Here is a 24,618-nt window from a genome sequence, read left to right as displayed (position 1 = left end):
TCAACTTGGGTGTTGGCCTTCGGGCTGAATACGGGTGGACCGACCGAGCCGTTCCCACATCGCGCATGCGTCTTTACGGTATCGCCGGGTTGGAGCAAGATCGCGCCGGTTCTGGGGAGAACGACCGATGTTCCTGCGTGTGTTTGCCGTTGCCGCGTTGCTTTCGCTCGCCCAACCTGCCCTGGGTGGAGAAACCCGATCGGCCGAGCCGGGGCAGGTGCTCGCGCAAGCCAGCCTTTCCGACCTCGCATGGCTGGAGGGGCGCTGGCTCGGACCGGGCATCGAGGATTTGCCCGCGCAGGAGGCCTGGCTGCCGCCGACGGGCGGAGTGATGGTCGGCACCTTCATCCAGCAGGACCCTGATGGCGGCGTCATGTTCACCGAACACATGTATCTGATGCGCGAGGGCGACGGTCTGGTCCTGCGCCTCAAGCATTTCGGCCCTGAGCTCGAGGGCTGGGAGGACAAGGGCGAGAGCATGTCGTTCCCGCTTCTGGCGGTCGAGGGAACGACGGCGTATTTCGACGGCATGACCTATCGCCGCGAGGGCGACACCTTGCATGTCTTCGTCAGGATGGAAGAGGAAGGCGAGCCCGCGGGGGAACTCGCCTTCCATTTCTCCAGGGCCGGTTAAGGGCAGACGTCGCCGGTCAGGCCGCCTTCTTCACTTCGGCGACGATCTTCTTCGCCGCGTCGCCCAGATCGTCCGCGCTGACGATCGGCAGGCCGGAATTCTCCAGGATGTCCTTGCCCCGCTCGACATTCGTGCCTTCCAGGCGGACGACCAGTGGCACCGACAGGTTCACGTCCTTCGCCGCTTGGACGATGCCGTTGGCGATGACGTCGCATTTCATGATCCCGCCGAAGATATTGACGAGGATGCCCTCGACCGCGGGGTCCTTGAGGATGATCTTGAACGCGGCGGTGACCTTCTCGGTCGTCGCCCCGCCGCCCACGTCGAGGAAGTTGGCCGGGAACGCGCCGTTCAGCTTGATGATGTCCATCGTCGCCATGGCGAGCCCGGCACCGTTGACCATGCAGCCGATATTGCCGTCGAGCTTGATGTAGGCGAGGTCGTATTCGCTCGCCTCGACTTCGGAGGCGTCCTCCTCGGTCTCGTCGCGCATCTCTTCGACATCCTTGTGGCGATAGAGAGCATTCGAATCGAAGCTCATCTTGGTGTCGAGCACCAGCAGGTTGCCGTCTTCGGTTTCCACCAGCGGGTTGATCTCCAGCATCGCGCAGTCGAGGTCAACGAAGGCGGTGTAGAGCTGTTTGGCCAGCTTCTGCGCCTGCTTGTTGAGATCGCCCGAAAGCTTCAGCGCGAAGGCCACCGCCCGGCCGTGGTGGGGCATGAAGCCCTGCGCCGGATCGATGGTGATGGTGGTGATCTTCTCCGGCGTGTCGTGCGCTACCGCCTCGATATCCATGCCGCCTTCGGTCGATACCACCATCGCGACCTGCCCGCTGGCCCGGTCGACCAGCAGCGAGAGGTAGTATTCCTTGGCGATGTCGACGCCGTCGGTGACGTAGAGCCGGTTGACCTGCTTGCCCTCATCGCCGGTCTGGACGGTGACCAGCGTGTTGCCGAGCATGTCGGTCGCATCCGCCTTCACGTCGTCGATCGACTTTGCCAGCCGCACGCCGCCCTTCGCACCTTCGCCCAGTTCCTTGAACGTGCCCTTGCCCCGCCCGCCGGCGTGGATTTGCGCCTTCACGACGTAGAGCGGCCCGGGCAGCTTCTTCGCGCCCTCCACCGCTTCGTCCACGCTCATCGCGGGATAGCCGGTGGGCACGCCGATGCCGTATTTCGCGAGCAGTTCCTTGGCCTGGTATTCGTGAATGTTCATGGGGGAGCCGTCCTGTGGTCTCGAAAAGGGAAAAGAGCGGGTTTGCCGCGCGCCTTTGCATGGATAGGGCGGCTTGAAAAGTGTGCAGGGCGCGCGCAAGTGCTGGCGGACCCATGATCGATCATCAGCGCCTCCAGGCGATCGTCCGCGAAGCGGGGCGGATCGCGCATTCCCAATGGCCGGGCGCGGGCCATTCCGTGAAAAGCTGGGACAAGGGCACGAACGACCCCGTGTGCGAGGCCGACATAGCGGTCGACGCCTTCCTGAAACGCGAACTGGGCGCGCTGCTCCCCTCGGCCGGCTGGTTGTCGGAGGAAACCTCCGACCGGGCGGAGCGGCTCGACCACCGGCTGATCTGGCTGGTCGATCCGATCGACGGCACACGCGACTTCCTGCGCGGGCGCACCGGCTGGGCGGTGTCGGTCGCCCTGATCAGCGAAGGACGCCCGCTGATGGGCCTGCTGAGCGCCCCGGCCCGGGACGAGGAATGGCTGGCGGTGGCGGGGCGCGGCGCGACTCGCAACGGCGCGGCCGTCTCGGTTTCGGACCGGGATACGCTCGACGGCGCGCGGGTGCCGATCGATTCGCTGCCGAAGGCGGACCGGATGATGGTCGCGGTGGACAAGCCCAACGGCATCGCGTTGCGCGTGGCGATGGTGGCCGCGGGCGAGGCGGACCTGGTGGCGACCATGCGCTGGGGCTTCGAATGGGACATCGGTGCCGCCACGCTGATCGCGCGCGAGGCGGGCGCGGCGGTAAGCGACGCGTTCGGACAGCCGCTCAATTACAACAAGCGCGATCCGAGGAGCTTCGGCGTGCTGGTCACGGCCCCACGGCTCCACGGCGCGGCGGTCGCGCATATCGCGGAACGGGCCCGGGATTTCGCGATCCGCCTGCCGCGCTAAGCGTAAATCGACCTCCAAAAGCCAAGAAAAAGGGGCGACCCTCGCGGACCGCCCCCATGCGTAGCCGAATGGCTTTTTCCTATGCGGAGCTCGGATCAGTATCCCGAGCGGGCCGCCGATACGTCGTCCTGGCTGATCGGCGTGATCTTGATCTCGACCCGGCGGTTGAGCGGTTCGTTGACGTTGTCGCCGGTCTGCACGCGCAAGTTGGTCTCGCCGTAACCGCGCGTCTCGATCCGCGAGCGGGCAACGCCGCGCGAGGCGAGGTAATCGGCGACCGCCTGAGCGCGCTGCTGCGACAGCTGCATGTTGTAGGAGGCAGAGCCGGTGGTGTCGGTGAAACCGTACACGTCGATCAGGCTGTTGGGGTATTTGATCATACTCTGCGCGACCGAATCGAGCGTGTTCTGGAAGCTCGGGCTGATACGCGCCGAATCGGTCGCGAAGGTCACGCCGTCGGGCAGGCGGACCAGGATCGCCTGCTGATCGCCGATCTCCTCGACATCGACGCCGGTTCCCGCGGTCGCCTCGTCCAGCTCGCGGATCTGATCGTCGAACTGCTTGCCGAGCACCGCGCCCGCGGTACCGCCGATGCCCGCGCCGATGACGCGCGCGGCGGTGCCGCCCAGCACGCCGCCGAGCAGGTAGCCGAGCGTACCGCCCACGCCCGCGCCGATCGCGGTGCGCGAGACCTTGCGCTCGCCGGTGTTGGGATCGGTGACGCAGGCCGAAAGGCTGACGAGCGATACGGCGGCAAGCGCCGTTCCGAGTACGCGGGTATTTCTCATGCTGGGTATCCTTCCTCAATGTGCGGGAATTCTCTTTCCTCCCGCGAAATCGTTGACGGTGCGCCCACCCGCGCCGTGTGCCCCCCAAACTGCCGACGACGCGGCCTAGTTCCCGCGCGTTCGCAGCCACCGGCTGGCAGGCCCGCCGTTTTGTGCTAGCGCTGGCGCCATCGTGACACCCTTCCCCTGGACAGACCTTCTCATCATCGCCGGGCTCATCGTGCTCAACGGCGTCTTCGCGATGTCGGAGCTGGCGATCGTATCCGCCCGCACGCCCACGCTCCGCAGCCGGGCGGAGAAGGGCAGCGCGACCGCTCAGATCGCGCTCGATCTGGCGGGCAATCCGGGCAAGTTCCTCTCCACCGTGCAGATCGGCATCACGCTGATCGGGATCGTGGCCGGTGCCTATTCCGGCGCCAGCCTCGGCGGGCCAGTGGGCGAGCGGCTGACGGGTACGTTCGGCCTCGATCCGGCAACCGCCGCCACGGTGGGTTTCGTGCTCGTCATCGTGCTGACTACCTATTTCAGTCTCGTCATCGGCGAGCTGGTGCCCAAGCAGCTGGCCCTGCGCGCCGCCGTGCCGCTGGCGCTGGTGATGGCGCGGCCGATGAAATGGCTCGCCCGCATCGCCGCGCCGCTGGTGTGGATCCTCGATACCTCGTCGGGCGCGCTGATCCGCCTGTTCGGCATCCGCCCCGGCGGCCAGTCGGCGGTGACGGCGGAGGAACTGCACATGCTGTTCGCCGAGGCGACGCGGTCGGGGGTGCTGGAGGAAGAGCAGAGCGCGATCCTGACCGGCGTCGCCCGGCTGCACGAGCGCCCGGTGCGCGAGGTGATGACGCCGCGTACCGATCTCGACTGGATCGACCTGGCCGCCGGGCCGGAAGAGATCGCGCGCATGGTGGCGGAAAGCCCGCACTCGCTGCTGCCGGTGGCCGAAGGGTCACCCGACAAGGTACAAGGGGTGGTCAAGGTGCGCGACGTGCTGGCGGCGCAGGTCGCCGGGCAGCCGTTCGATCTGGCGTCGCTGATGAAGAAGGCGGAGGTGATCCCCGATCAGCTCGACGCGATGGATGCGCTGCGCGTGCTGCAACAGGCCGACATCGCGATGGCGATGGTGCATGACGAATACGGTCATCTCGACGGGATCGTCACCCCGATCGACCTCCTTACCGCGATCGTGGGCCAGTTCGCCAGCGACCAGGACCAGGGCGAGATCCCGCAAGTGATAGAGCGTGAAGACGGCTCCATGCTGGTCTCGGGCGCGCTGTCGGCGGATGCGCTGGCCGACCGGCTCGGCCTCGATTACGGCGAGGACCGGGATTTCGCCACCGCCGCCGGTTTCGCGCTCGCGATCATGAAGAAGCTGCCCGTGGAAGGGGAGCATTTCGTCACGCAAGGATGGCGCTTCGAAGTCGTCGACATGGACGGGCGCAAGATCGACAAGCTGCTGGTGAGCGAAGAGTAAGAGGGAGGCCGCTGGTCGAGTGAACTGCGAGGCTGCGTTTTTGCTCGCGCACGGATCGTCGCCACCCGATCTTTTCCCGGCCATGGCCGTATCGCACTCGATCGATCCCCGACCAGCGAACCGCAAGGCCGACCGCAGGTGCCCCGTACCTTGGCGGAGGGAACAGCGCCGAGGACGCGAGTGCGGATGCACTCGCGCAAGACATGAAAACCTTACCCTTGCGGGATAACTGTCTGTGCCGACTGCCCGTCGCCTTCGGGGGCGGCGACGATATCGCGGGTCACCGCACCCTTCGCCACCGTATTGGTTTCCGGATCGCCCACTTCGGAGCGGATGCCGGGATCGGCTGCGCCGGCGCGGCCGATCACGCTCGATTCGACCGCGCTACGCTGTGCCGGACCGCCGAAGATCGTATCGAGCGCCTGCTGGCTCGCCGTGTCGTCTGCCGGGCGGGGCGCGCCGGGGCTGGGCGGGACCAGGCTGAAATCGGGGGGCACGACCAGCGGGGCCTGCCGCTGCACTGCGAATTCGTCGGGCCGGTTGCGATCGAACAGCCCGCCGGTGCTGCACGCGGCCAGCGATACCGCGGAAACGGCGAGGAGGGATAGGGTGGTCTTGCGCATCTGTCTCAACTCTCCGCCGGGCGCACGCCCGGCTCTTTGTCGCCCCGTTTCTCGCGCATGAGAAACGAACGGGCAAGGATTATCAGAACGCCGATGGTGATGGCGGCATCCGCGACATTGAAAATCAGGAACGGACGAAACGCGCCGAAATGGAGGTCGGCGTAATCGATCACATAGCCGTAGCTGTAGCGGTCGTAGATGTTTCCCAGCGCGCCGCCCAGGATCAGCGCCAGGCCGAAGATGTCGCCCAGCAGCTTCTCGCGCATGATCCACACGAACACTCCGAGCGCGATCAATGCGGTCACGCCGACGAGGATCCAGCGCATGTCCTCGCTATCGGCCTCGAACATGCCCAGCGACACGCCGTAATTTCGGGTGAAGCGCAGGGCGAAGATCGGCAGCACGTCGATATGCTCGCCGACCTTGTCGATCCCCAGCGTGCGGGTGACGAACACCTTCAGCCACTGGTCGACCGCGCATACGAGAGCGGCGATGCCGATACCTGCGAGGCGCGCGCGTAGCGGGCTCATGCCAGCACCGCTTCGCAGCGATCGCACAGCGCGCCGTCTTCCGGAACGGAGGGCAGCAGACGCCAGCAGCGGCCGCATTTGTCTTCATCGGTGCGCGAGACGGTCACCGCGTCGTCATCGCCGCGGGTCACTGACGCGGTGATGAACAGCTCGGCCAGATCGGCGTCCGAAAAGCCCTCCGGCACGGCGGCGGCGGGCACGGATACCTCGGCCTCCAGGCTGGATCGGATCGTCTTGTCGCGCCGCAGCGGCTCGATCGCCTCGGTCACCCGTTCGCGCAAGTCGCGCAGCCCGGCGAAGCGTTCCGCCAGCGCCGGGTCGCGCCAGCCATCGGGCAGCGCACGCCACTGGTGCAGGTGAATGCTGCTCTCGTCCGGGAAGCGGGTCTGCCACACCTCTTCGGCGGTGAAGACCAGCACCGGCGCGGCATAGCGGACCAGCGACTGGAACAGCGTGTCGAGCACGGTGCGATAGGCGCGGCGGGCGGGGTCGGCCGGATCGTCGCAATAGAGCCGGTCCTTGCGCACGTCGAAGAAGAAGGCGCTGAGGTCCTCGTTGCAGAAATCGACCAGCGCGCGCACGTAATCGTCGAAATCGTAAGATGCGATCGCGGCGCGCAGCCGGGTGTCGAGCTCGCCCAGGAGGTGGAGCACATACCGCTCCAGTTCCGGCATGGCGGCGTGATCCTCCACGCCCTCGCGCTCCCACTCGAACCCGTCGAGCGCGCCGAGGAGGTAGCGGAAGGTGTTGCGCAGGCGGCGATACTGGTCGGCCACGCCCTTCAGGATCTCGTCGCCGATGCGGTGATCCTCGGTATAGTCGACGCTCAGCGCCCACAGCCGGATGATGTCGGCACCGAACTGCTCCATCACCTTGCCCGGATCGACCGTGTTGCCCAGCGATTTGGACATCTTGCGCCCGTCGGCGGCCATGGTGAAACCGTGGGTCAGCACTTGGTCGTACGGCGCGCGGCCGCGGGTGAGGCAGCTTTCGAGCAAGCTCGACTGGAACCAGCCGCGATGCTGGTCCGACCCTTCCAGATAGAGGTCGGCGGGCCAGCGCAAAGCGGGCCAGCGCCCCGATTCGAGCGTGAAGACATGGGTGCAGCCCGAATCGAACCACACGTCGAGAATGTCGGTGACCATCTCGAATTCGTCCGGGTCATGCGCCTCGCCCAGGAACTCCGCCTTGCGCTCGGCGCGCCAGGCATCGACGCCCTCTTCGCGCACCGCGGCGACGACGCGCGCGTTGACTTCGGCGTCCTGCAAATACGAGCCGTCGGGCCGCACGAACAGAGTGATCGGCACGCCCCAGGCACGCTGGCGGCTGAGCACCCAGTCGGGCCGGCCCTCGACCATCGATCCGATCCGCCGCCGCCCGCGCTCGGGCACGAAGCGCACCCGCTCGATCTCGGCGAGGGCGGTTTCGCGCAGCGTGCCGCTATCCCGGCCCAAGTCGCGGTCCATCGGCACGAACCATTGCGGGGTGCAGCGATAGATGACCTTGGCCTTCGACCGCCACGAATGCGGGTAGGAGTGCTGGTAGTCCTGGCTGGCGGAAAGCAGCGCACCGGCTTCGCGCAGGTCCGAACAGATAGGCCCGTCGGGGGCGTTGAAATTGGGATTGATGACCGCGCGGCGGCGCTCGTCCGCACCGCCCAGCCACGGCCAGTCGTCTCGATAGCGCCCGTCGTCCATCACCGCGAAGACCGGCTCGATCCCCACCGTCCTGCACAGCGCGAAATCGTCCTCGCCATGGTCGGGCGCCATGTGGACGAGCCCGGTGCCGCTGTCGGTGGTGACGAAATCGCCCGGCAGCATCGGCCGCGGCTTAGCGTAGAACCCGCCGAGATGGTGCATCGGATGGCGGACAACTGTGCCGGCGAGTTGCGAACCCTTGATGATTTGACCTTGGCGACCCTCGGGCCCGTGATCGTCGTAGATCGGCGGATTGGACAATCGCGAGAACCAGCTTTCAACGAGCGCGTCAGCAACTAGCAGCTTCCATCCACCGATGCGGAAGAGTCGATACTCGACGCCCTCCCCATAGGCCAAAGCCTGGTTCACCGGGATCGTCCACGGCGTCGTGGTCCAGATCACCGCATGCGCGCCGACCAGTTCTTCGATCGGCGATTCGACGATTTCGAACGCCACGTCGATCTGGGTCGAGGTGATGTCCTCGTACTCGACTTCGGCCTCGGCGAGCGCGGTCTTTTCGACCGGGCTCCACATGACCGGCTTCGCGCCGCGGTAAAGGTTGCCCGCTTCGGCGACCTTCATCAGTTCGGCGACGATGGTCGCTTCGGAGGCGTAGTCCATCGTCAGATAGGGATGGTCCCAGTCGCCCATCGTGCCCAGCCGCTTCAGCTGTTCGCGCTGCACATCGACCCAGTGTTGCGCGTAGGCGCGGCATTCGGCGCGGAATTCGGCCGCGGGCACCTCGTCCTTGTTCAGCTTCTTCTTGCGATACTGCTCCTCGACCTTCCATTCGATCGGAAGGCCGTGGCAGTCCCAGCCGGGCACGTAGGGCGCGTCCTTGCCCAGCGCGCTCTGCGTGCGCACCACCATATCCTTCAGGATGTGGTTGAGCGCGTGGCCGATATGCATGTCGCCATTGGCATAGGGCGGGCCGTCGTGGAGGATGAACTTCTCCGCCCCCGCGCGCTCTTCGCGCAGGCGGTCGTACAGCCGCTCCTCCTGCCAGCGGGCAAGGATGGCCGGCTCCTTCTGCGGCAGGCCGGCCTTCATGGGAAAATCGGTCTTCGGCAGGAAGACGGTGTCCCGATAATCTTTTTTCGCAGTCTCGCTCATCGCGCGCGGCGCTTAACCCAAAGGGGGAGGCGTGGAAAGCGCGGCGTGGCGGGTACCACGCACGAGCGGCGGATCAGTCGATCCCGCGCAGCCGCCGTTCCTGGAAGGCGAAGCGCGCCGCCGCCGCGACGTCGCCCTGGAAAGAGGCGTTTACGATACCGCCCACGGCCGAGCCCACCACCGGCATCACCATGCCCGCCCGCTTGCGGAACGAGGCGAAGGCGATCGCGCGCGACACGCGCTCCACCGCCTGGTCGACCAGCGCGCCGTGGCGATCGGGGTCCGCCTCCACCAGCTCGCCATCCGGCCCGATCGCCGCCTCGATCCCGGCGATCGCGCGCTGGCGCTGGTCGGGGTCGTTGAGCGCGCTCAGTTCCAGAATCTGCATGCGGAAAAGCTGTTCGGCGGTCCCCACCCCGGCGAAGCCGTAGGCGCGGCCCGTGTCGCGGATGGTGCGCACCGCCACCGCGATGGTCGTAGGGATATCGGCCCCGGCGGTCAGCGCGCCGCCGAAACCCGCCGCGACGCCGGATGCACCGTTGATCGCCTTGGCGCGCGCCTCGACCTTCTTCGCCGCCTGCTTGCACGCGGCGATGTCGCCGGTATCGTGATCGAACCGCGTCAGTTCGGGCGCGCTCGCAGCGCTGTCGATACCGCGCACGACGCGTTCCATCAGCCAGTCGGGCACGACGCTGGCGATCGCTTTGGCGAAGGGGTTGGTCAGCCGCTCGATCCCGCGGCCCAGCATAGACGGGCGGCTGTTACGATAGGTGCGCTGGTCGCGTTCGATCCGGGTGCGGTCACTCATCGGCGGGTTCCTGTTCTATCCATCTGATTCGAACAGCGAACGTTCCGTGTGCGCGGTGCGTTCCGCCCGCAGGGCGATCTTGTCAGGCGAGCAGGCGGCGCGCCTCGTCGCAATCGCGCTCCATCTGCTCGGTCAGCGCGTCCAGCGTATCGAACTTCGCCTCGGGCCGGATGAAATGGCGCAGCTCGACCTCGATCTCCTGCCCGTACAGATCGCCGGAAAAGTCGAAGAAATAGGGTTCGAGCAGCTCCTTGGGCGGTTCGAACTGCGGGCGGATGCCCAGATTCGCCGCGCCCTTCAGCCGCTCGCCGGTCGCCAGCACCCGCGCGGTGACGGCATAGATGCCGTATTGCGGGCGCAGATAGCTTTCGAGGCCGAGATTGGCCGTCGGATAGCCGATGGTCCGTCCGCGCTTGTCGCCATGTTCCACGATGCCGCGAATCGCGAAGGGACGGGTCAGGAGGCTGGTGGCGGTCTCGCAATCGCCCTGGCGCAGCGCCTCGCGGATGCGGCTGGAGGAGATCGTCGCTCCGCCTTCCTCCACCGCGCCGACCGCGCGGGTCTGCATGCCGTGGGCGGCAGCCAGCTCGGCCAGGATCTCGCGATTGCCCGCGCGCCCCTTGCCGAAGGTGAAATCCTCGCCGGTCACGATCCCGCCCGCGCCCAGATGACCGTGCAGCAGGTCGTCGACGAACTGGCGGGGCGTCATCGCCGCCATCTCGGCCCCGAAATGCAGCACCAGCATCGCGCTCGCCCCGGCGGCGAGATAGAGCTCGCGCCGCTGCTCCAGCGTGGTCAGGCGGAAGGGCGGCACGTCGGGCCGGAAGAAGCAAACCGGATGCGGATCGAAGGTGGCGATCATCGCCGGGCGCTCCTGGGCCCGCGCCCAGCGGATCGCCTCGCCCGCCACCGCCTGGTGCCCGGCGTGGAAGCCGTCGAAATTGCCGAGCGCGATGATCGCGCCCTTCAGCGCCTCTGGCACGGGCGCGCGGTGATCGAGCCAGCGCATCAGCGCCGCACCAGCGTGACGAAGGAGAAGGCGGGACGGTCGCCATCCGCCGGATGATCCTCGCGCGCCATTTCCCGCCAGTCGTCGCCGAGAGGCGGGACGGTGGTGTCGCCTTCGGGCGCGGCATGCACTTCGGTCAGCTCGACCCGGCTCGCGCGGTCGCGGAACCGGGCGAAGATTTGCGCGCCGCCGATGATCCACACGGTGCCCTCGCCCGCCATCTCCAGCGCCTGTGCGGGATCGTGCGCGACTTCCGCTCCATCGGCCGACCAGCCGGTATCGCGCGTCAGCACGATATGGCGGCGGCCCGGCAGCGGGGCGGGGAAGCTGTCGAAGGTCTTGCGACCCATCACCATCGGCGCGCCCATGGTCAGCGCCTTGAAGTGCTTGAGGTCCGCCGGGATGTGCCAGGGGAGGCCGCCATCGCGCCCGATCACACCGTTGTCGGCGCGCGCGTAGATCAGCGCGAGGGTCTGCGTCATTCCCAGCCCAGCCGGGTCGCGTGGCCCATCTTGCGCCCCTCGCGCGCCTCCGCCTTCCCATAAAGGTGCAGGTGCGTCGCGGGATCGGCCAGCCATTGCGCCGCGCCATGCGCCGCCTCGCCGATGATGTTGGTCATGGTCACGCGCGGGGTCAGCGTACGGGTATCGCCCAGCGGCAGGCCGCAGATCGCGCGGATGTGGTTCTCGAACTGGCTCGTCGCCGCGCCCTCGATCGTCCAGTGGCCGGAATTATGGACGCGCGGGGCCATCTCGTTGAACACCGGGCCATCGGCGGTGGCGAAGAATTCCAGCGTCAGCACGCCGACATATTCCAGCCGGTCGGCCACCTGGCGGGCCAGCGCGCGCGCTTCGCCCATCTGTGCGGCGATCGCATCGCCCGCGGGCAGGCTGGAGGTCGCGAGGATGCCGTCGACATGGGTATTGGCCGGGCTGTCCCAGAACACGACCTCACCCAAAGCGCCGCGGGCGAGAATGACCGAGAACTCGACTTCGAAATCGACGAACCCCTCGTAGATCAGCGGGCTGCCTTCGATTTCGAGCGCGTCGCCCGCGTCCCGGTCGTCGATGCGCCACTGGCCCTTGCCGTCATAGCCGTCGCGCCGGGTCTTCAGGATGCCGGGCGTGCCCACCCGGGCCATCGCGGCGGACAGGTCCGCCTTCTGGTCGACCTGCGCGTATTGCGCCGGTCGCCCACCGAGCTTCTCGACGAACTGCTTTTCGAACAACCGGTCCTGCGCGATTTCCAAGGCGCGCGGATGCGGGGCGAGCTTCGCCTCGATCGGGCCGAGCGGGGCGACCGGCACGTTCTCGAATTCCCAAGTCACGACGTCGCAGCGCGCGGCGAAATCGGCCAGCGCCTGTTCGTCGTGCCAGTCGGCGGTGACGAAATCGGCACAGGCACCGTCGCTGACATTGTCGCCTTCGGGCGCGTAGCCGATGCAGGCATACCCCATCTGCCCCGCCGCCACGGCCATCATTCGGCCGAGCTGGCCGCCCCCCATGATCCCGATCGTGCCGCCCGGTTCGATCATGGCCTACTCGGGACGCTCCGCCACCGCCTCGCTGCGCGCGGCGCGCCAGGCCTTCAGCCGTTCCGTCAAGGCCGGGTCGGATGTGGCGAGGATCGCCGCCGCCAGCAGCCCGGCATTGGTCGCGCCCGCCTCGCCGATCGCCAGCGTCCCGGTCGGCACGCCTGCGGGCATCTGCACGATGGAAAGCAGGCTATCCATGCCCGACAGCGCCTTCGATTGCACCGGAACGCCCAGCACCGGCAGATGCGTCATCGCGGCGATCATGCCCGGCAGGTGCGCAGCGCCGCCCGCGCCCGCGACGATCACCGCGAAACCCTCGCTTTCGGCCCCCTTGGCGAAATCGGCCATGCGGTCGGGCGTGCGGTGGGCGGAAACGATCCGCGCCTCGTGCGGCACATCCAGCTCGTCCAGCACCTTCGCCGCATGTTCCATGGTCGGCCAGTCCGACTGGCTCCCCATCACGATGGCGACCCTAGGCGCGCCGTTCGCATCCCCGGGCACGGTCTTACGCGTCCTTCAGATAGCGCCGTTCGCCCGGCTTCATGTTCTCGTCGAACTCATAGACGATCGGCTGGCCGGTCGGGATTTCGAGCCCGGTGATCTCGTCGTCGGCGATGTTCGACAGATGCTTCACCAGCGCGCGCAGCGAGTTGCCGTGAGCGGAGATCAGCACCGTCTCCCCGGCGGCGAGTTGCGGCAGGATGGCGCTCTCCCAATAGGGCAGCACACGTTCGATCGTCAGTTTCAGGCTTTCCGTGCGCGGCACGTCGATCCCGGCATAGCGCGGATCGGCGGCAAGATCGTAATCGCTCCCCGCGTCCATCTCGGGCGGCGGGGTGTCGAAGCTGCGACGCCAGACATGCACCTGCTCCTCGCCGTGCTTCTCGCGCATCTCATCCTTGTTAAGGCCGGTCAGCCCGCCATAGTGCCGCTCGTTGAGGTGCCAGTCCTTCGTTTCCGGGATCCACAACCGTCCGCATTCCTCCAGCGCCAGATGCAGCGTGCGAATCGCGCGCGTCTGGAGCGAGGTGAAGGCGAGGGTGGGCTGCACGTCCTTTTCCGCAAGCAGGCGCCCGGCGGCGCGCGCCTCGTCCACCCCCTTGTCGGTCAGGTCGACGTCCCACCATCCGGTGAAGCGGTTGGCGAGGTTCCATTCGCTCTGTCCATGGCGAACGAGGATCAGCGTGGGCATCGGATGTCGCTCCTGTCGGCGGTATGCGAGGGGGCGGCCTAGCGGTCAGGGCCGGGTTTGGGAAGCGTTGCGCTGCTCTCGAGCTCACCCGAATCGCCCGCGCGGCTCTGCGCCTTGCGCCGCCGCAAGTTCTCGCGCAGCTTCGCGGCCAGTCGTTCCTCGCGGGTCGGGGTATCGGATGCGGGCTTGCTCATTTCGCCTCACCCATGCCGCGAAGCGCGCATCGGCTCAAGCTTGGCTTGACATTGGCGGGGCGCTTGGACAAAGCGCGCGCCTGCCCCGACCAGTGCTGCTGTAGCTCAGAGGTAGAGCACTCCCTTGGTAAGGGAGAGGCCGAGAGTTCAATTCTCTCCAGCAGCACCATTCTCCTTGAATATGGCGCGTGTTATCGGCATAACACACCCATGGGCGGGACCGACGACAGCGCGATCGAACAGGTGGATGAAGAGGCGCTGGCCCACGTCCATCCCAACCACGAGAAGCTGGTCCGCGCGCAACTCCTCATCCTCGCGGTTCCCATCGTCATAGGCGCGATTATAGCGATGATAGCAGGCGGCACGATCGGATTGATCGCCGGCCCGCTCGCGATCCTGCTCGCCGCGTTCTTCGCCTGGTACATGCCGCATCGCCGCTTCCTCGCCCGGGGTTTCGCGATGGGCACGGACCGCCTGCGCGTGGTGCGCGGCTTGCTGTTCCGGTCCGACACCGTGGTTCCTTTTGGCCGGGTCCAGCATATCGACGTCGATCGCGGCCCGCTGGAACGCTATTACGGGCTCGCCACGCTGACGCTGCACACCGCCGGCACGCATAACGCTTCGGTCGCGCTGCCCGGCCTGCTGCACGAGGACGCGCTGGCCATGCGCGAGGAGATTCGCGCCCATATCAAGCGCGAGACGCTGTGAACGCGGTTTCGCACATCGACCGGTCCGAGCCGCGGCGGACCGATCCCAAGAGCTTCATCGTCAGCACGCTGTCGGCCGTGCCGCGCATGGTGTTGCCGATCCTCGCGGGTTTCTACGGTATCGCGCAGGGCGGGAAAGCATGGGGCCTCGCGGTCCTCGCTCTGTTCGCGCTGGGCGGAATAGCCATCAGCGTGCTCGTTGCCTTCCTCCAGTGGCGGCGCTTCACCTATCGCGTCGGCGAGGCGGACATCCGGGTCGAGAGCGGGGTGCTATCTCGCGCCGCGCGCTCGGTGCCTTACGAGCGGATTCAGGATGTCAGCCTCGAACAGGGGCCGGTCGCGCGCATATTCGACCTGGTACAGGTAAAGTTCGAGACCGGCGCTGGCGGCAAGGACGAGCTCGCGCTGGCCTATTTGCGCGCCAGCGAGGGCGAGGCCCTGCGTGAACTGGTGCGCGAGAGGCGCGAAGGGGAAGTTGCGTCTGCCGAGACTGAGGACGCGCTTACGCCAGCCACCGCCGAATCGTCAGGTGACGCCAACGCCAACGCCCAAACCCTCTTCGCCATGGGCCCGCGCCGCATCTTTACCTTCGGACTGTTCGAATTTTCGCTGACCGTCGTCGCGGCCGCTGCCGGTGCGGCGCAACAATTCGACCAGTTCATTTCCTTCGACATCTGGGATGTCGACACATGGCAGCGGCTGCTCACGGGCCCGGGGGAGCGGCTGCTCCATATCGGTCTTGCCTGGCAGGTCATCGCGGCCATCGGTGCGATCGTCAGCCTCGCCGCGATCGGTCTCGTCACCGGGCTGGTCCGCACGGCCTTGCGCGAATGGGATTTTCGGCTCGACAAGACACCGCGCGGGTTCCGCCGACGGCGCGGGTTGTTGACCCGGACCGATCTGGTCATGCCGGTCCACCGCGTTCAGGCGCTGTCCTTCACCACCGGCATCATCCGCCGCCGGTTCGGGTGGGGCGGGCTCTCCTTCATCAGCCTGGCGCAGGATTCGGGTAAGGGAAACCATTCGGTCGCGCCGTTCGCGAAGGACGAAGAGCTGGAGCCGATCGTCCGCGCCGCGCAGTTCGCCAGTCCGGACGCCTCAACCGAATGGCACCGCAGCAGCACCGCCTACCATGCGGTGAGGGCGCTGATGGAAAGCCTGCTCCTCGTTCCGGTCACTATCGGCACGGCGCTCGGCATCGCTCTCGCTGGCGATGGAGGCGCGATCGTGGGGGGCTGGGCTCTCCTGCTAGCACCCGTTGCGCTGTGGGGCTTTTTGATGGTGCGCCGCTACATGCTGTGGCGTCACCATCGTCATGCGCTCGATCATCGGCAAGTGTATCGCCGCACCGGCTGGCTCGCACCCAAGTTGCTGGTCGGCAGCCGGATCAAGCAGCAATCGGTCGAGATCGCGCAGGGGCCGCTGGCGCGCCGCTATGGCTATGCCACGCTCGCGCTGGGGCTGGCCGGGGGTAAGTTCGACCTCCACGGCGTGCCGGTGGCGGAGGCGTATCGAATGCGAGGCGCGATCCTTTCCAGCATTGCCGGGACCGACTTTTCCGAACTGCTCTAGCTGTCAGGCGCGCAGATCGCTCCAGTCCGGATGGCGCTGGAACTGCGCCTCGACATAGGAACAGCGCGGCACGATCTTGAAGCCCTGCTCGCGTGCATCGGAGACGAAGCGATCGACCAGCTGCGCGGCGACCCCGCGGCCGCCGATAGCAGGCGGCACGACGGTATGGGTGGCAATGCGGACATCGTCGTCGCCCCCGGTCTCGCCGCTACCTTTCGGTTCCCACTCCAGGTAGCCGCTGGTGTCGCTGCCCGCGACGTCGGCGACATATTTACCGCCCTGGCCCACCGCGTGATGGGTGATGGAAACTTCCGCTCGTTCTTCGGCCATGGTGTGATCCCTTGCTGGTTCTTGCGCTCAACGCCGTGCGCGCTAGGGGCGTTCCATGCGTTTCCTGTCCGACAATGCCGCCCGCGTTCATCCCCAGGTGTGGGAGGCGATGCGCGCTGCCGACGCGACGGACACGCCATACGATGGCGATGCGATCTCGCAGCGGCTGGATGCAGCGTTCGGCGCACTGTTCGGGCGCGAGGTCGCGGTGCTGTGGGTCGCGACCGGGACCGCGGCGAACTGTCTCGCGCTGTCGGCCATGGTGCCGCCGCATGGCGGCGTCGTGTGCCACCGCGAGGCGCATATCGAGGCGGACGAGGGCGGCGCGCCCGGCTTCTACCTCCACGGTGCGAAGCTGATGCTGGCCGAAGGAGAGGGTGCAAAGCTCACGCCCGAGACGATCGCACAGGTGATCGACCCCATCCGCAACGATGTGCATCAGGTTCAGCCCCATGCGATCTCGGTCACCCAGGCGAGCGAGTACGGGCGCGCCTATCGTCCGGAAGAACTCGCGGCGATCGGCACCCTGGCGCGGGACCGGAATTTGCGTCTGCACGTCGATGGCGCGCGGTTCGCCAATGCCGTCGCCTTCCTCGATTGCACACCCGCGGAGGCTGCGGGGCCGGCCGATGCGCTCAGTTTCGGCTGCGTAAAGAACGGTGCGATGAGCGCGGAGGCGATCGTGTTCTTCGACCCCGCGCTCGCCGATGTGGTACGCTATCGCCGCAAGCGGGCGGGGCATCTTCAATCGAAGGGGCGCTTCCTCGCCGCGCAATTGCTGGCCATGGTCGAGGACGGGCTGTGGCTGGAGAACGCGCGTGCGGCGAATGCAGCGGCGCAGGCGATTGCGGCGGAAGCAAGCGAGCGCCTGCTCCACCCGGTCGAGGCGAACGAGGTGTTCGTGACGCTGACCCCTGCCGAGCGTGAAGAGCTGCGCGGGCAGGGCTACGAGTTCTACGACTGGGGCGGCGATGCCGCGCGCTTCGTCGCGGCGTGGGACAGCGACCAGGAGGCTGCCCGCGCGCTCGGCCGAGCGATCGCCGCGCTGTGACCTCTCAACCGGCGCATCCGCCCTTTCTGAGCTGGCGGGTGCTGGTCCCGTTCCTGCTGACCGGCACCATCTGGGGCTCCACCTGGCTCGTCATTACCGGGCAGATCGACGGGGTCGCGGCCAGCTGGTCGATCGCGTGGCGGTTCCTGCTCGCGACCCCGGCGATGTTTCTGGTCGCCGTTGTGATGCGACGCAGCCTGTCCATCGGGCTGCAGGGGCAGATGCTGGCGCTGGTAATCGGACTGGCGCAGTTCTGCATGAATTTCAACTTCGTCTACCGGGCGGAACTGCACCTCACTTCCGGCATCGTCGCGGTGATGTTCGGCATGCTGATGGTGCCGAACGCGGTATTCGGGCGCCTGATGCTGGGGCAGAAGATCACGCGCGGCTTCGTGATCGGCAGTCTGGTCGCAGGCGCAGGCATCGCGCTGCTGCTGATCCACGAAGGGCGGACCGCGCCGCCATTCTCGGATGTCGGGGGCGGCATATGGGTTGGCATCGCGCTGGCTGTGGGCGGGATGCTGTCGGCCAGCTTCGCCAATGTGGTGCAGGCGAACGAGGCGGGGCGGCGGTTGCCGATGGTCAGCCTGCTCGCCTGGTCGATGCTCTACGGCACGATCCTCGACTTCGCGCTCGCCTGGGCGACGGCCGGGCCACCGACCTTCCCGACCTCGGCGGGCTACTGGGGCGGGATCGCGTGGCTCGCCTTGGCAGGCTCGGTGGTTACCTTCCCGCTGCATTACAATCTCGTACGCCAGATCGGGGCGGGCAAGGCGGCTTATAACGGAATCGTGACGGTGACCGTGGCGATGGTGCTGTCGACCCTTTTCGAGGATTACCACTGGAACGCGGTCACCATCAGCGGGGCCATTCTGGCGCTGGTTGGGCTCGTCATCGCACTGCGCTCGCGCCATTCGGTACCGCCGCGCCCGGTCGCGGCGGGCGGGGAGTAGTTAGATCAAGCCGCGCAATCCCTCGCGAAAGGTCGGATAGCGCGGCCGCCAGTCGAGCACCCGCTTTGCCTTGCCGTTGGCGACGCGGCGGTTCTCCGCGTAGAAGCCGCGCGCCATTTCGCTCAGCCCGGCCTCGTCCATCGTCTGCAGCGGCGGCGGGTCGAGCCCGAGCAGGCGACACGCTTCCTCGGTGACGGCGTTGTGGCTGGCGGGCAGATCGTCGCCGAGATTGTAGGCACCGGCGGGGGCATCGCCCGTCAGCGCCGCGATCACGCCGCTCACGATATCGTCGACGTGGATGCGGCTGAAGACCTGGCCCGGCAGGTCGATGCGATGCGCCTTGCCCGCGCGGACCCGGTCGAGCGCGCTGCGCTCCGGGCCATAGATGCCGGGCAGGCGAAAGACACGCGCGCCGCGATCGATCCACGCCGCGTCGCATTCGGTCCGCGCGCTGCGCCGTCCGCCGCCCGCAGGCGTGCCCTCGTCCACCCATGCGCCCTGCGCATCGCCATAGACCCCGGTCGACGACAGATAGCCGAGCCAGTCCTGCGACAGCGCATCGCCATAGCGCTCCAGCACCGGATCGCCGCCGGTGTCGCGGTCCGGCGGAACCGATGAAAGAACCGCTGCCGATCCGGCCAGCGCATCGCGCACCGCGGTCTCGTCGTCGAACTGCAGGGTTCCGTCCGAGCCGGTCGACACTACATCCCAGCCGAGCCCCTCTGCCGCATCCGCGATTCGCTTCGCGGTATAGCCGAGGCCGAAAATGAACAATTGCGCCATGCTGCGCATTCTAGCCTATCGACCGCTTCGCGAAAGGGAGTAACCGACACCGCCATGGATATCGCCCGCACCCCATCGACTCCCGACGGCAACCCCCAGCTGGCCGATGCGCCACCCGAACCCAAGCAGCCGCCGATCATCCGGCGGGAGGACTACACGCCCTTCGCTTGGCTCGTGCCGGAGACGCGACTGGAGTTCGATCTGGGGCTGGAGCGGACGAAAGTGCGCAGTACGCTGACGGTGGAGCGCAATCCGGCAGCAGCGCCCGACAGCGTGCTGCGTCTCAACGGCGATGGCCTCACTCCCATTTCGATTACGGTCGACGGGAACGCAGTGAACGATTTCGCCATGGTCGGCGACGATCTGGACGTCCCGTTGACGGGCGAGGCGCACACGGTTGCGATCGAGACCGAGATCGACCCGTCCGCCAATACCCAGCTGATGGGGCTTTATGCCTCGAACGGGATGCTGTGCACGCAGTGCGAGGCGGAAGGGTTCCGTCGGATTACCTTCTTCCCCGACCGTCCCGATGTCCTTTCCACCTATACCGTGCGCATGGAAGGACGGGCGGAAACCTTTCCCGTCCTGCTCGCGAACGGAAACCGCACGGATGCGGGCGAGGCGGAGGGTGGGCGCCACTGGGCCGAATGGCACGATCCGTGGCCCAAGCCGAGCTATCTGTTCGCCTTGGTCGCGGGCCAGCTGGAGGCGCGGCGTGACAGCTTCACCACCATGGGCGGGCGCGAGGTCGACCTCGCCATCTGGGTGCGCGCCGAGGATCTGCCGCGCACCGAACATGCGATGGAATCGCTCAAGCGCTCGATGAAGTGGGACGAGGAAGCGTTCGGGCGCGAATACGATCTCGACGTGTTCAACATCGTCGCGGTTTCGGATTTCAACATGGGGGCGATGGAGAACAAGGGGCTCAACGTCTTCAACACCAAATACGTGTTGGCGGACTACGAGACCGCGACTGACGGCAATTTCGAGGCGATCGAGGGCGTGATAGGCCACGAATATTTTCACAACTGGTCGGGCAACCGCATCACCTGCCGCGACTGGTTCCAGCTGAGCCTGAAGGAAGGCTTCACCGTGTTGCGCGACCAGCTGTTCAGCCAGGCGATGCAGGGCGAGGCGGTGAAGCGGATCGAGGATGTCCGGGTGCTGCGCAGCGTCCAGTTCCCCGAGGATTCGGGGCCGCTGGCCCACCCGATCCGGCCCGACAGCTATCGCGAGATCAGCAATTTCTACACCGCCACGGTCTACAACAAGGGGGCCGAGGTCATTCGTATGATGCGGACCATGGCGGGTCCCGAGCGGTTCCGGGAAGGCACCGACCTCTATTTCGAGCGGCACGACGGCGAGGCGGCGACGTGCGAGGATTTCGTGAAGGCGATCGAGGATGGGGCCGGGCTCGACCTCGGGCAGTTCCGCCTGTGGTATTCGCAGGCCGGCACGCCCCGCGTCGACGTTGCGCTCCGGCATGAAGGCGACACCGCGATCCTCTCGCTGCGACAGAGCGTGCCCGCCACCCCGGACCAGCCCGAGAAAGAGCCGATGCCGATTCCGCTCAAGCTGGCGCTGTTCGACCGTGAAACCGGCACCCACCGGGGCGAGCAATTGCTCGTGCTCGACGAAGCCGAGGCGGAAATCCGCTACGACGGATTTGCGCAGCCGCCGGTTCTGTCGATCAATCGCGGCTATTCGGCACCGGTGTCGATCCATCGCAGCGTCTCGCCCGCCGACCTCGTTTTTCTCGCCGCGAAGGACGACGATTCCTTCGCGCGCTACGAGGCGATGCAGGAACTGCTCGTTGGTCATCTGGTCGCGGCGGTCGAGGGCCGACTGTCCGATACCGAACGCGGTAGCGGGCGCGAGGCGATCGGCGAAGCGTTCGGGGCGATCCTGGCCGACGACCAGCTCGACGATTCGATGCGTGGCGAACTCATCAGCCTGCCGACACAATCCTACCTCGCGGAGCAGATCGAGATCGCCGATCCGGGCCTCATTCACGAGGAGCGAGAGGCGCTGAAGGCCTGGGTGGGGGAGCGATTCGCGACCCAGCTCGGCGCGCATCACGACCGCACGAGCGCGGTTCCGTTCGGTCTGGATGCCGCCGCCAAGGGTGCGCGCAAGGTGAAGGGGCAGGCGCTCGTCTATCTCGCTGCCGCCGATCCGGCCGGTTCGGCCAGACGCGCGATGACGCAGTACGAGCGCGCCGACAACATGACCGACCGCCAGAGCGCGTTGCTGGTGCTGGCGGGCCTCGATGTGCCGGAACGCCAGGCCGCGCTGGACGATTTTTATCGGCGGTTCGAAGGCGATGCGCTGGTGATCGACAAATGGTTCACGCTGCAGGCGATCTCCACTCACCCTGATGTTCTCGAACACGTCGAGGCGCTGGCCGATCATCCCGACTTCACCCTGCGCAATCCGAATCGGGTCCGTGCGCTCTACATGGCCTTTGCGGGCAACCCCCACGCCTTCCATAGTGCCGATGGCCGGGGCTATCGCATGATCGCCGACCTGATCTTGGCCCTCGACCCGATCAACCCGCAGACCGCGGCGCGCTTCGTGCCGTCGCTCGGCCGCTGGCGGCGGATCGAGCCGGGTCGCGCGGCACTGATGCGCGGGGAACTGGAACGGATCGCGGCGGCACCGAACCTGTCGCGCGACACTTTCGAGCAGGTCACCCGCAGCCTTGGTTGACGCCGAACAGGTAGAGCCGCTGCGCGCCGCGGTGCTCGGGAATGTCCCGCACGGGTTCCTGACTCGGCGCGGCGGAGTGTCCGCCGGGGAGCTGTCCGGGCTTCAATTCGGTACGGGGGCGGGGGACGATCCGGAGGCGGTGGCGGAAAACCGCCGTCGCGCGATCGCGGCGATCCTTCCCGGGGCCGAACTTGCGATGCCTTATCAGGTGCATTCCCCCGACGCCGCGCTCGTCGAGGGGCCTGTCGGTGGGGATGATCGGCCGCGGGCCGATGCCCTGGTCACGGCGACGCCGGGCCTGTTGCTGGGTATCGTGACCGCCGATTGCGCGCCGGTGCTTCTCGCCGACCCAGGCGCGGGCGTGGTCGCCGCGGCGCACGCCGGATGGCGGGGCGCGCTCGGTGGCGTCATCGGGAACACGGTCGCGGCGATGGTCCGCCTGGGCGCGCGCAAATCCGACATTTGCGCCGCGGTCGGCCCGTGCATAGCGCAGGCGAGTTACGAGGTCGGCCCGGACATGCGGGCAGCTTTCCCCGCCGAGGCGCACCGGTTCTTCGAAACCGGGGAGGACGACCGGTGGCAATTCGATCTGGCAGGTTTCGTGGCCGATCGTCTGGAGCGATCCGGTGTCGGCCGGGTCGAGGTCATCGGGCGCGACACCTACGCCGAACCGGCGCTGTTTTATTCCTATCGCCGTGCCACCCATCTGCGAGAGGCGAGCTACGGACGGCAGGGGTCTGTCATCGGTCTGCCACCGGCCTAGCCACTTGACGGTCAAAAGGCGGTTGGCTTAGCGCCCTCTAGCAGCTAGTAGCGCCCGCAAAGCGGCGGTCCGGGTTCTCCATCCGCAGCCGATATGGGTAAGATCACGGGCGCATTTTTCGCGCCGAGGGCAAGGCAGAACTGATGGTTGAGACTTCGGGAACCGCCACGGCGGACCAGGCGACCGACATTTCCGAAACGCACGGCGACACGTTCCGTCGCCGCGATTTCATCAACATCGCCGCGATCAGCGCAGGCGGTGTCGGTGCGCTCGCGGTGGTCTATCCGCTGGTGAGCCAGATGGCACCGTCCGCCGACGTGCTGGCCGAGGCGAGCACCGAGGTGGACGTTTCCAAGATCGAGGCCGGGCAGGCGATCAAGGCGGTTTTCCGTAAACAGCCCCTGTTCGTGCGCCGCCTCACGCCCAAGGAAATCGCCGAAGCCAACGCGGTGCCGTTGTCCGCGCTGCGCGATCCGCAGACCTTGGCCGAACGGACCAAGGAAGGGCATGAGGACATGCTCATCACCATGGGCGTCTGCACCCATCTCGGCTGCGTTCCGCTGGGCGCGGGCGAGGGCGAGAACCGCGGCGAGTTCGGCGGCTATTTCTGCCCCTGCCACGGCTCCAGCTACGACACCGCCGCGCGCATCCGGAAGGGGCCGGCGCCGAAGAACCTCGAGGTTCCGGATTACGAATTCACCTCCGACACGACCGTCACCGTCGGGTAAGGCAGAGAAAGACCGACCATGAGCTTCGCCTGGGCCAAGGAATACACTCCGTCCAATCCGCTGATGCGGTATCTCGACGAGAAGCTGCCGCTGCCGCGCCTCGTCTATGGTGCGGTGGGCGCCGGCTATCCTGTGCCGCGCAACCTCAATTACATGTGGAATTTCGGCGTCCTGGCCGGGTTCTGCCTGATGCTGCAGATCGTCACCGGCGTGGTCCTGGCGATGCACTATGCCGCCAACGCCAATGTCGCCTTCGCCTCGGTCGAGCACCTGATGCGCGACGTCAACTGGGGCTGGATGCTGCGTTACGCGCACGCCAACGGGGCAAGCTTCTTCTTCGTGGTGATCTATCTCCACATCTTCCGCGGGTTCTTCTACTCGAGCTACAAGGCGCCGCGCGAGATGATCTGGCTGCTCGGCGTGGTGATCTTCCTCCTCACCATGGCGACCGCCTTCATGGGCTACGTCCTGCCTTGGGGCCAGATGAGCTTCTGGGGGGCGAAGGTCATCACCGGCCTGTTCGGCGCGATTCCGCTGGTGGGTGAGCCGATCCAGGTCTGGCTGCTCGGCGGCTACGCGCCTGACAACGCCGCGCTGAACCGCTTCTTCTCGCTCCACTTCATGCTGCCCTTCGTGATCGCGGGCGTCGTGATCCTGCACATCTGGGCGCTGCACATCCCCGGGTCGTCCAACCCGACCGGGGTCGAGGTGAAGAGCGAAGCGGACACCGTGCCGTTCCATCCGTACTACACGGCGAAGGACGGGTTCGGGCTCGGCATTTTCCTCATTATCTACACGCTGTTTGTGTTCTTCCTGCCGAACTATCTCGGCCACCCGGACAACTATATCGAGGCGAACCCGCTTTCGACGCCGGCACACATTGTGCCCGAATGGTACTTCTGGCCGTTTTATGCGATCTTGCGCGCCTTTACCTTCGACTTCATCCTGCCGGCGAAGCTGTGGGGTGTGCTCGCGATGTTCAGCGCGATCTTGTGCTGGTTCTTCCTGCCCTGGCTCGACAAGTCGCCGGTGCGCAGCGGCCACTACCGCCCGCTGTTCCGCAAGTTCTTCTGGTTCGGGCTGATCCCCGCGATGGCCGTGCTGTTCTATTGCGGCGGCGCGCCGGCGGAGGAGCCCTATGTGATGCTGAGCCAGATCGCGACCGCGTATTACTTCCTCCACTTCCTCGTGATCTTGCCGATCGTATCGTCGATCGAGCGGCCCGAGCCGCTGCCGCTATCCATTACCGAGGCGGTGCTGGGCTCCGACAAGACGCCGGTGAAGGGCGAGAACGCCTCTCCGGCGGTATGA

General features: G+C 66.8%; 25 protein-coding genes and 1 tRNA gene. 12 read left to right on the top strand and 14 right to left on the bottom strand.

What is annotated here, in order from left to right:
* Nucleotides 1–127: 127 nt before the first annotated feature.
* Nucleotides 128–634 (top strand): DUF6265 family protein, encoded by a 507-nt coding sequence (locus tag MKP08_RS03325; protein WP_241554871.1) that lies wholly within the window; start codon nucleotides 128–130, stop codon nucleotides 632–634.
* A 16-nt stretch (nucleotides 635–650) separates the two neighbouring features.
* Here MKP08_RS03325 and sucC read toward each other — a convergent pair whose 3' ends face one another.
* Nucleotides 651–1,850 (bottom strand): ADP-forming succinate--CoA ligase subunit beta, encoded by a 1,200-nt coding sequence (sucC, locus tag MKP08_RS03320; RefSeq protein ID WP_241554870.1) that lies wholly within the window; start codon nucleotides 1,848–1,850, stop codon nucleotides 651–653.
* A gap of 113 nt (nucleotides 1,851–1,963) precedes the next feature.
* Here sucC and MKP08_RS03315 point away from each other — a divergent pair, with 113 nt between their 5' ends.
* Nucleotides 1,964–2,755 carry a 3'(2'),5'-bisphosphate nucleotidase CysQ gene (locus tag MKP08_RS03315; protein WP_215229451.1) on the top strand — a complete coding sequence of 264 codons (792 nt, stop codon included), beginning with the start codon at nucleotides 1,964–1,966 and terminating at the stop codon, nucleotides 2,753–2,755.
* Nucleotides 2,756–2,850: 95 nt separating this feature from the next.
* Here MKP08_RS03315 and MKP08_RS03310 read toward each other — a convergent pair whose 3' ends face one another.
* On the bottom strand, nucleotides 2,851–3,543 hold the full coding sequence (locus tag MKP08_RS03310) for an OmpA family protein (RefSeq protein ID WP_215229452.1): 693 nt from the start codon (nucleotides 3,541–3,543) through the stop codon (nucleotides 2,851–2,853).
* A gap of 172 nt (nucleotides 3,544–3,715) precedes the next feature.
* Between MKP08_RS03310 and MKP08_RS03305 the strand changes: the two genes are divergently transcribed.
* Nucleotides 3,716–5,011 carry a hemolysin family protein gene (locus MKP08_RS03305; protein ID WP_241554869.1) on the top strand — a complete coding sequence of 432 codons (1,296 nt, stop codon included), beginning with the start codon at nucleotides 3,716–3,718 and terminating at the stop codon, nucleotides 5,009–5,011.
* Between the two features lie 212 nt (nucleotides 5,012–5,223).
* Here MKP08_RS03305 and MKP08_RS03300 read toward each other — a convergent pair whose 3' ends face one another.
* The 10 genes from MKP08_RS03300 to MKP08_RS03255 all read right to left on the bottom strand — a co-directional run bounded on the left by MKP08_RS03300 (nucleotide 5,224) and on the right by MKP08_RS03255 (nucleotide 13,711).
* On the bottom strand, nucleotides 5,224–5,634 hold the full coding sequence (locus MKP08_RS03300; RefSeq protein WP_241554868.1) for a DUF3035 domain-containing protein: 411 nt from the start codon (nucleotides 5,632–5,634) through the stop codon (nucleotides 5,224–5,226).
* 5 nt (nucleotides 5,635–5,639) lie between these two features.
* Nucleotides 5,640–6,164 carry a signal peptidase II gene (gene lspA, locus MKP08_RS03295; RefSeq protein ID WP_241554867.1) on the bottom strand — a complete coding sequence of 175 codons (525 nt, stop codon included), beginning with the start codon at nucleotides 6,162–6,164 and terminating at the stop codon, nucleotides 5,640–5,642.
* Nucleotides 6,161–8,974 carry an isoleucine--tRNA ligase gene (gene ileS / locus MKP08_RS03290; RefSeq protein ID WP_241554866.1) on the bottom strand — a complete coding sequence of 938 codons (2,814 nt, stop codon included), beginning with the start codon at nucleotides 8,972–8,974 and terminating at the stop codon, nucleotides 6,161–6,163. The genes lspA and ileS overlap by 4 nt, the downstream gene beginning before the upstream one ends.
* A 73-nt stretch (nucleotides 8,975–9,047) precedes the next feature.
* Entirely contained in the window at nucleotides 9,048–9,782 is a 735-nt protein-coding gene (locus tag MKP08_RS03285; RefSeq protein ID WP_241554865.1) for an EcsC family protein, read from the bottom strand.
* Between the two features lie 82 nt (nucleotides 9,783–9,864).
* Nucleotides 9,865–10,791: a bifunctional riboflavin kinase/FAD synthetase gene (locus tag MKP08_RS03280; RefSeq protein ID WP_241554864.1), complete on the bottom strand. Its 927-nt coding sequence runs from the start codon at nucleotides 10,789–10,791 to the stop codon at nucleotides 9,865–9,867.
* Nucleotides 10,791–11,273, bottom strand: a complete 483-nt coding sequence (locus tag MKP08_RS03275) for a dihydrofolate reductase (protein WP_241554863.1) — start codon at nucleotides 11,271–11,273, stop codon at nucleotides 10,791–10,793. Before MKP08_RS03275 ends, MKP08_RS03280 begins: the two co-directional genes overlap by 1 nt.
* Nucleotides 11,270–12,325: a 5-(carboxyamino)imidazole ribonucleotide synthase gene (locus MKP08_RS03270; RefSeq protein WP_241554862.1), complete on the bottom strand. Its 1,056-nt coding sequence runs from the start codon at nucleotides 12,323–12,325 to the stop codon at nucleotides 11,270–11,272. Before MKP08_RS03270 ends, MKP08_RS03275 begins: the two co-directional genes overlap by 4 nt.
* A gap of 3 nt (nucleotides 12,326–12,328) precedes the next feature.
* Complete coding sequence (purE, locus tag MKP08_RS03265) at nucleotides 12,329–12,826, bottom strand: 5-(carboxyamino)imidazole ribonucleotide mutase (protein ID WP_255750416.1); 498 nt, start codon at nucleotides 12,824–12,826, stop codon at nucleotides 12,329–12,331.
* Nucleotides 12,827–12,830: 4 nt separating this feature from the next.
* The gene (gpmA, locus tag MKP08_RS03260) at nucleotides 12,831–13,517 is read right to left on the bottom strand and encodes a 2,3-diphosphoglycerate-dependent phosphoglycerate mutase (protein WP_241554861.1); all 687 of its coding nucleotides are present in this window, start codon (nucleotides 13,515–13,517) and stop codon (nucleotides 12,831–12,833) included.
* A gap of 38 nt (nucleotides 13,518–13,555) precedes the next feature.
* Entirely contained in the window at nucleotides 13,556–13,711 is a 156-nt protein-coding gene (locus MKP08_RS03255) for a hypothetical protein (protein WP_241554860.1), read from the bottom strand.
* Nucleotides 13,712–13,805: 94 nt separating this feature from the next.
* Between MKP08_RS03255 and MKP08_RS03250 the strand changes: the two genes are divergently transcribed.
* The 3 genes from MKP08_RS03250 to MKP08_RS03240 all read left to right on the top strand — a co-directional run bounded on the left by MKP08_RS03250 (nucleotide 13,806) and on the right by MKP08_RS03240 (nucleotide 15,990).
* Nucleotides 13,806–13,880 (top strand) — tRNA-Thr (locus MKP08_RS03250).
* 41 nt (nucleotides 13,881–13,921) lie between these two features.
* Nucleotides 13,922–14,419 (top strand): PH domain-containing protein, encoded by a 498-nt coding sequence (locus tag MKP08_RS03245; RefSeq protein WP_241554859.1) that lies wholly within the window; start codon nucleotides 13,922–13,924, stop codon nucleotides 14,417–14,419.
* Nucleotides 14,416–15,990, top strand: a complete 1,575-nt coding sequence (locus tag MKP08_RS03240) for a PH domain-containing protein (RefSeq protein ID WP_241554858.1) — start codon at nucleotides 14,416–14,418, stop codon at nucleotides 15,988–15,990. The genes MKP08_RS03245 and MKP08_RS03240 overlap by 4 nt, the downstream gene beginning before the upstream one ends.
* 3 nt (nucleotides 15,991–15,993) lie before the next feature.
* Here MKP08_RS03240 and MKP08_RS03235 read toward each other — a convergent pair whose 3' ends face one another.
* Entirely contained in the window at nucleotides 15,994–16,320 is a 327-nt protein-coding gene (locus MKP08_RS03235) for a GNAT family N-acetyltransferase (protein ID WP_241554857.1), read from the bottom strand.
* 55 nt (nucleotides 16,321–16,375) lie between these two features.
* On the opposite strand from MKP08_RS03235, the gene MKP08_RS03230 reads away from it, so the two are divergent.
* Entirely contained in the window at nucleotides 16,376–17,371 is a 996-nt protein-coding gene (locus MKP08_RS03230) for a low specificity L-threonine aldolase (protein ID WP_241554856.1), read from the top strand.
* Nucleotides 17,368–18,324, top strand: a complete 957-nt coding sequence (locus MKP08_RS03225) for a DMT family transporter (protein WP_241554855.1) — start codon at nucleotides 17,368–17,370, stop codon at nucleotides 18,322–18,324. The genes MKP08_RS03230 and MKP08_RS03225 overlap by 4 nt, the downstream gene beginning before the upstream one ends.
* Here the strand turns inward: MKP08_RS03225 and MKP08_RS03220 are convergent, their stop codons facing one another.
* Nucleotides 18,325–19,107, bottom strand: coding sequence for an SDR family NAD(P)-dependent oxidoreductase (locus MKP08_RS03220; protein WP_241554854.1), 783 nt, complete (start codon nucleotides 19,105–19,107; stop codon nucleotides 18,325–18,327). It abuts the gene before it with no gap.
* 54 nt (nucleotides 19,108–19,161) lie between these two features.
* Here MKP08_RS03220 and pepN point away from each other — a divergent pair, with 54 nt between their 5' ends.
* The 4 genes from pepN to MKP08_RS03200 all read left to right on the top strand — a co-directional run bounded on the left by pepN (nucleotide 19,162) and on the right by MKP08_RS03200 (nucleotide 24,618).
* The gene (gene pepN / locus MKP08_RS03215) at nucleotides 19,162–21,816 is read left to right on the top strand and encodes an aminopeptidase N (protein ID WP_241554853.1); all 2,655 of its coding nucleotides are present in this window, start codon (nucleotides 19,162–19,164) and stop codon (nucleotides 21,814–21,816) included.
* The gene (gene pgeF / locus MKP08_RS03210) at nucleotides 21,809–22,579 is read left to right on the top strand and encodes a peptidoglycan editing factor PgeF (RefSeq protein ID WP_241554852.1); all 771 of its coding nucleotides are present in this window, start codon (nucleotides 21,809–21,811) and stop codon (nucleotides 22,577–22,579) included. The genes pepN and pgeF overlap by 8 nt, the downstream gene beginning before the upstream one ends.
* Before the next feature lie 143 nt (nucleotides 22,580–22,722).
* Nucleotides 22,723–23,307, top strand: a complete 585-nt coding sequence (petA, locus tag MKP08_RS03205; protein ID WP_241554851.1) for a ubiquinol-cytochrome c reductase iron-sulfur subunit — start codon at nucleotides 22,723–22,725, stop codon at nucleotides 23,305–23,307.
* Between the two features lie 18 nt (nucleotides 23,308–23,325).
* Entirely contained in the window at nucleotides 23,326–24,618 is a 1,293-nt protein-coding gene (locus MKP08_RS03200) for a cytochrome b/b6 (RefSeq protein ID WP_215229470.1), read from the top strand.

Origin of the sequence: Erythrobacter sp. LQ02-29 (assembly GCF_022576075.2) — a bacterium.
Lineage (GTDB): Bacteria > Pseudomonadota > Alphaproteobacteria > Sphingomonadales > Sphingomonadaceae > Alteriqipengyuania.
The sequence above is the reverse complement of the archived record's forward strand: the minus strand, read 5'-3'. Positions and strand labels throughout refer to the sequence as shown.

Bases quoted from the DNA above. Each gene is read 5' to 3' on its own strand.
- MKP08_RS03315 (WP_215229451.1), top strand. From the start codon at position 1,964: ATGATCGATCATCAGCGCCTCCAGGCGATCGTCCGCGAAGCGGGGCGG.
- MKP08_RS03275 (WP_241554863.1), bottom strand. From the start codon at position 11,273: ATGACGCAGACCCTCGCGCTGATCTACGCGCGCGCCGACAACGGTGTG.
- pepN (WP_241554853.1), top strand. From the start codon at position 19,162: ATGGATATCGCCCGCACCCCATCGACTCCCGACGGCAACCCCCAGCTG.
- gpmA (WP_241554861.1), bottom strand. From the start codon at position 13,517: ATGCCCACGCTGATCCTCGTTCGCCATGGACAGAGCGAATGGAACCTC.
- MKP08_RS03285 (WP_241554865.1), bottom strand. From the start codon at position 9,782: ATGAGTGACCGCACCCGGATCGAACGCGACCAGCGCACCTATCGTAAC.
- MKP08_RS03255 (WP_241554860.1), bottom strand. From the start codon at position 13,711: ATGAGCAAGCCCGCATCCGATACCCCGACCCGCGAGGAACGACTGGCC.
- ileS (WP_241554866.1), bottom strand. From the start codon at position 8,974: ATGAGCGAGACTGCGAAAAAAGATTATCGGGACACCGTCTTCCTGCCG.
- MKP08_RS03245 (WP_241554859.1), top strand. From the start codon at position 13,922: ATGGGCGGGACCGACGACAGCGCGATCGAACAGGTGGATGAAGAGGCG.
- lspA (WP_241554867.1), bottom strand. From the start codon at position 6,164: ATGAGCCCGCTACGCGCGCGCCTCGCAGGTATCGGCATCGCCGCTCTC.
- MKP08_RS03310 (WP_215229452.1), bottom strand. From the start codon at position 3,543: ATGAGAAATACCCGCGTACTCGGAACGGCGCTTGCCGCCGTATCGCTC.
- MKP08_RS03220 (WP_241554854.1), bottom strand. From the start codon at position 19,107: ATGGCGCAATTGTTCATTTTCGGCCTCGGCTATACCGCGAAGCGAATC.
- MKP08_RS03280 (WP_241554864.1), bottom strand. From the start codon at position 10,791: ATGCGCTGGCTCGATCACCGCGCGCCCGTGCCAGAGGCGCTGAAGGGC.
- MKP08_RS03230 (WP_241554856.1), top strand. From the start codon at position 16,376: ATGCGTTTCCTGTCCGACAATGCCGCCCGCGTTCATCCCCAGGTGTGG.
- petA (WP_241554851.1), top strand. From the start codon at position 22,723: ATGGTTGAGACTTCGGGAACCGCCACGGCGGACCAGGCGACCGACATT.
- MKP08_RS03300 (WP_241554868.1), bottom strand. From the start codon at position 5,634: ATGCGCAAGACCACCCTATCCCTCCTCGCCGTTTCCGCGGTATCGCTG.
- MKP08_RS03235 (WP_241554857.1), bottom strand. From the start codon at position 16,320: ATGGCCGAAGAACGAGCGGAAGTTTCCATCACCCATCACGCGGTGGGC.
- sucC (WP_241554870.1), bottom strand. From the start codon at position 1,850: ATGAACATTCACGAATACCAGGCCAAGGAACTGCTCGCGAAATACGGC.
- MKP08_RS03325 (WP_241554871.1), top strand. From the start codon at position 128: ATGTTCCTGCGTGTGTTTGCCGTTGCCGCGTTGCTTTCGCTCGCCCAA.
- MKP08_RS03200 (WP_215229470.1), top strand. From the start codon at position 23,326: ATGAGCTTCGCCTGGGCCAAGGAATACACTCCGTCCAATCCGCTGATG.
- MKP08_RS03270 (WP_241554862.1), bottom strand. From the start codon at position 12,325: ATGATCGAACCGGGCGGCACGATCGGGATCATGGGGGGCGGCCAGCTC.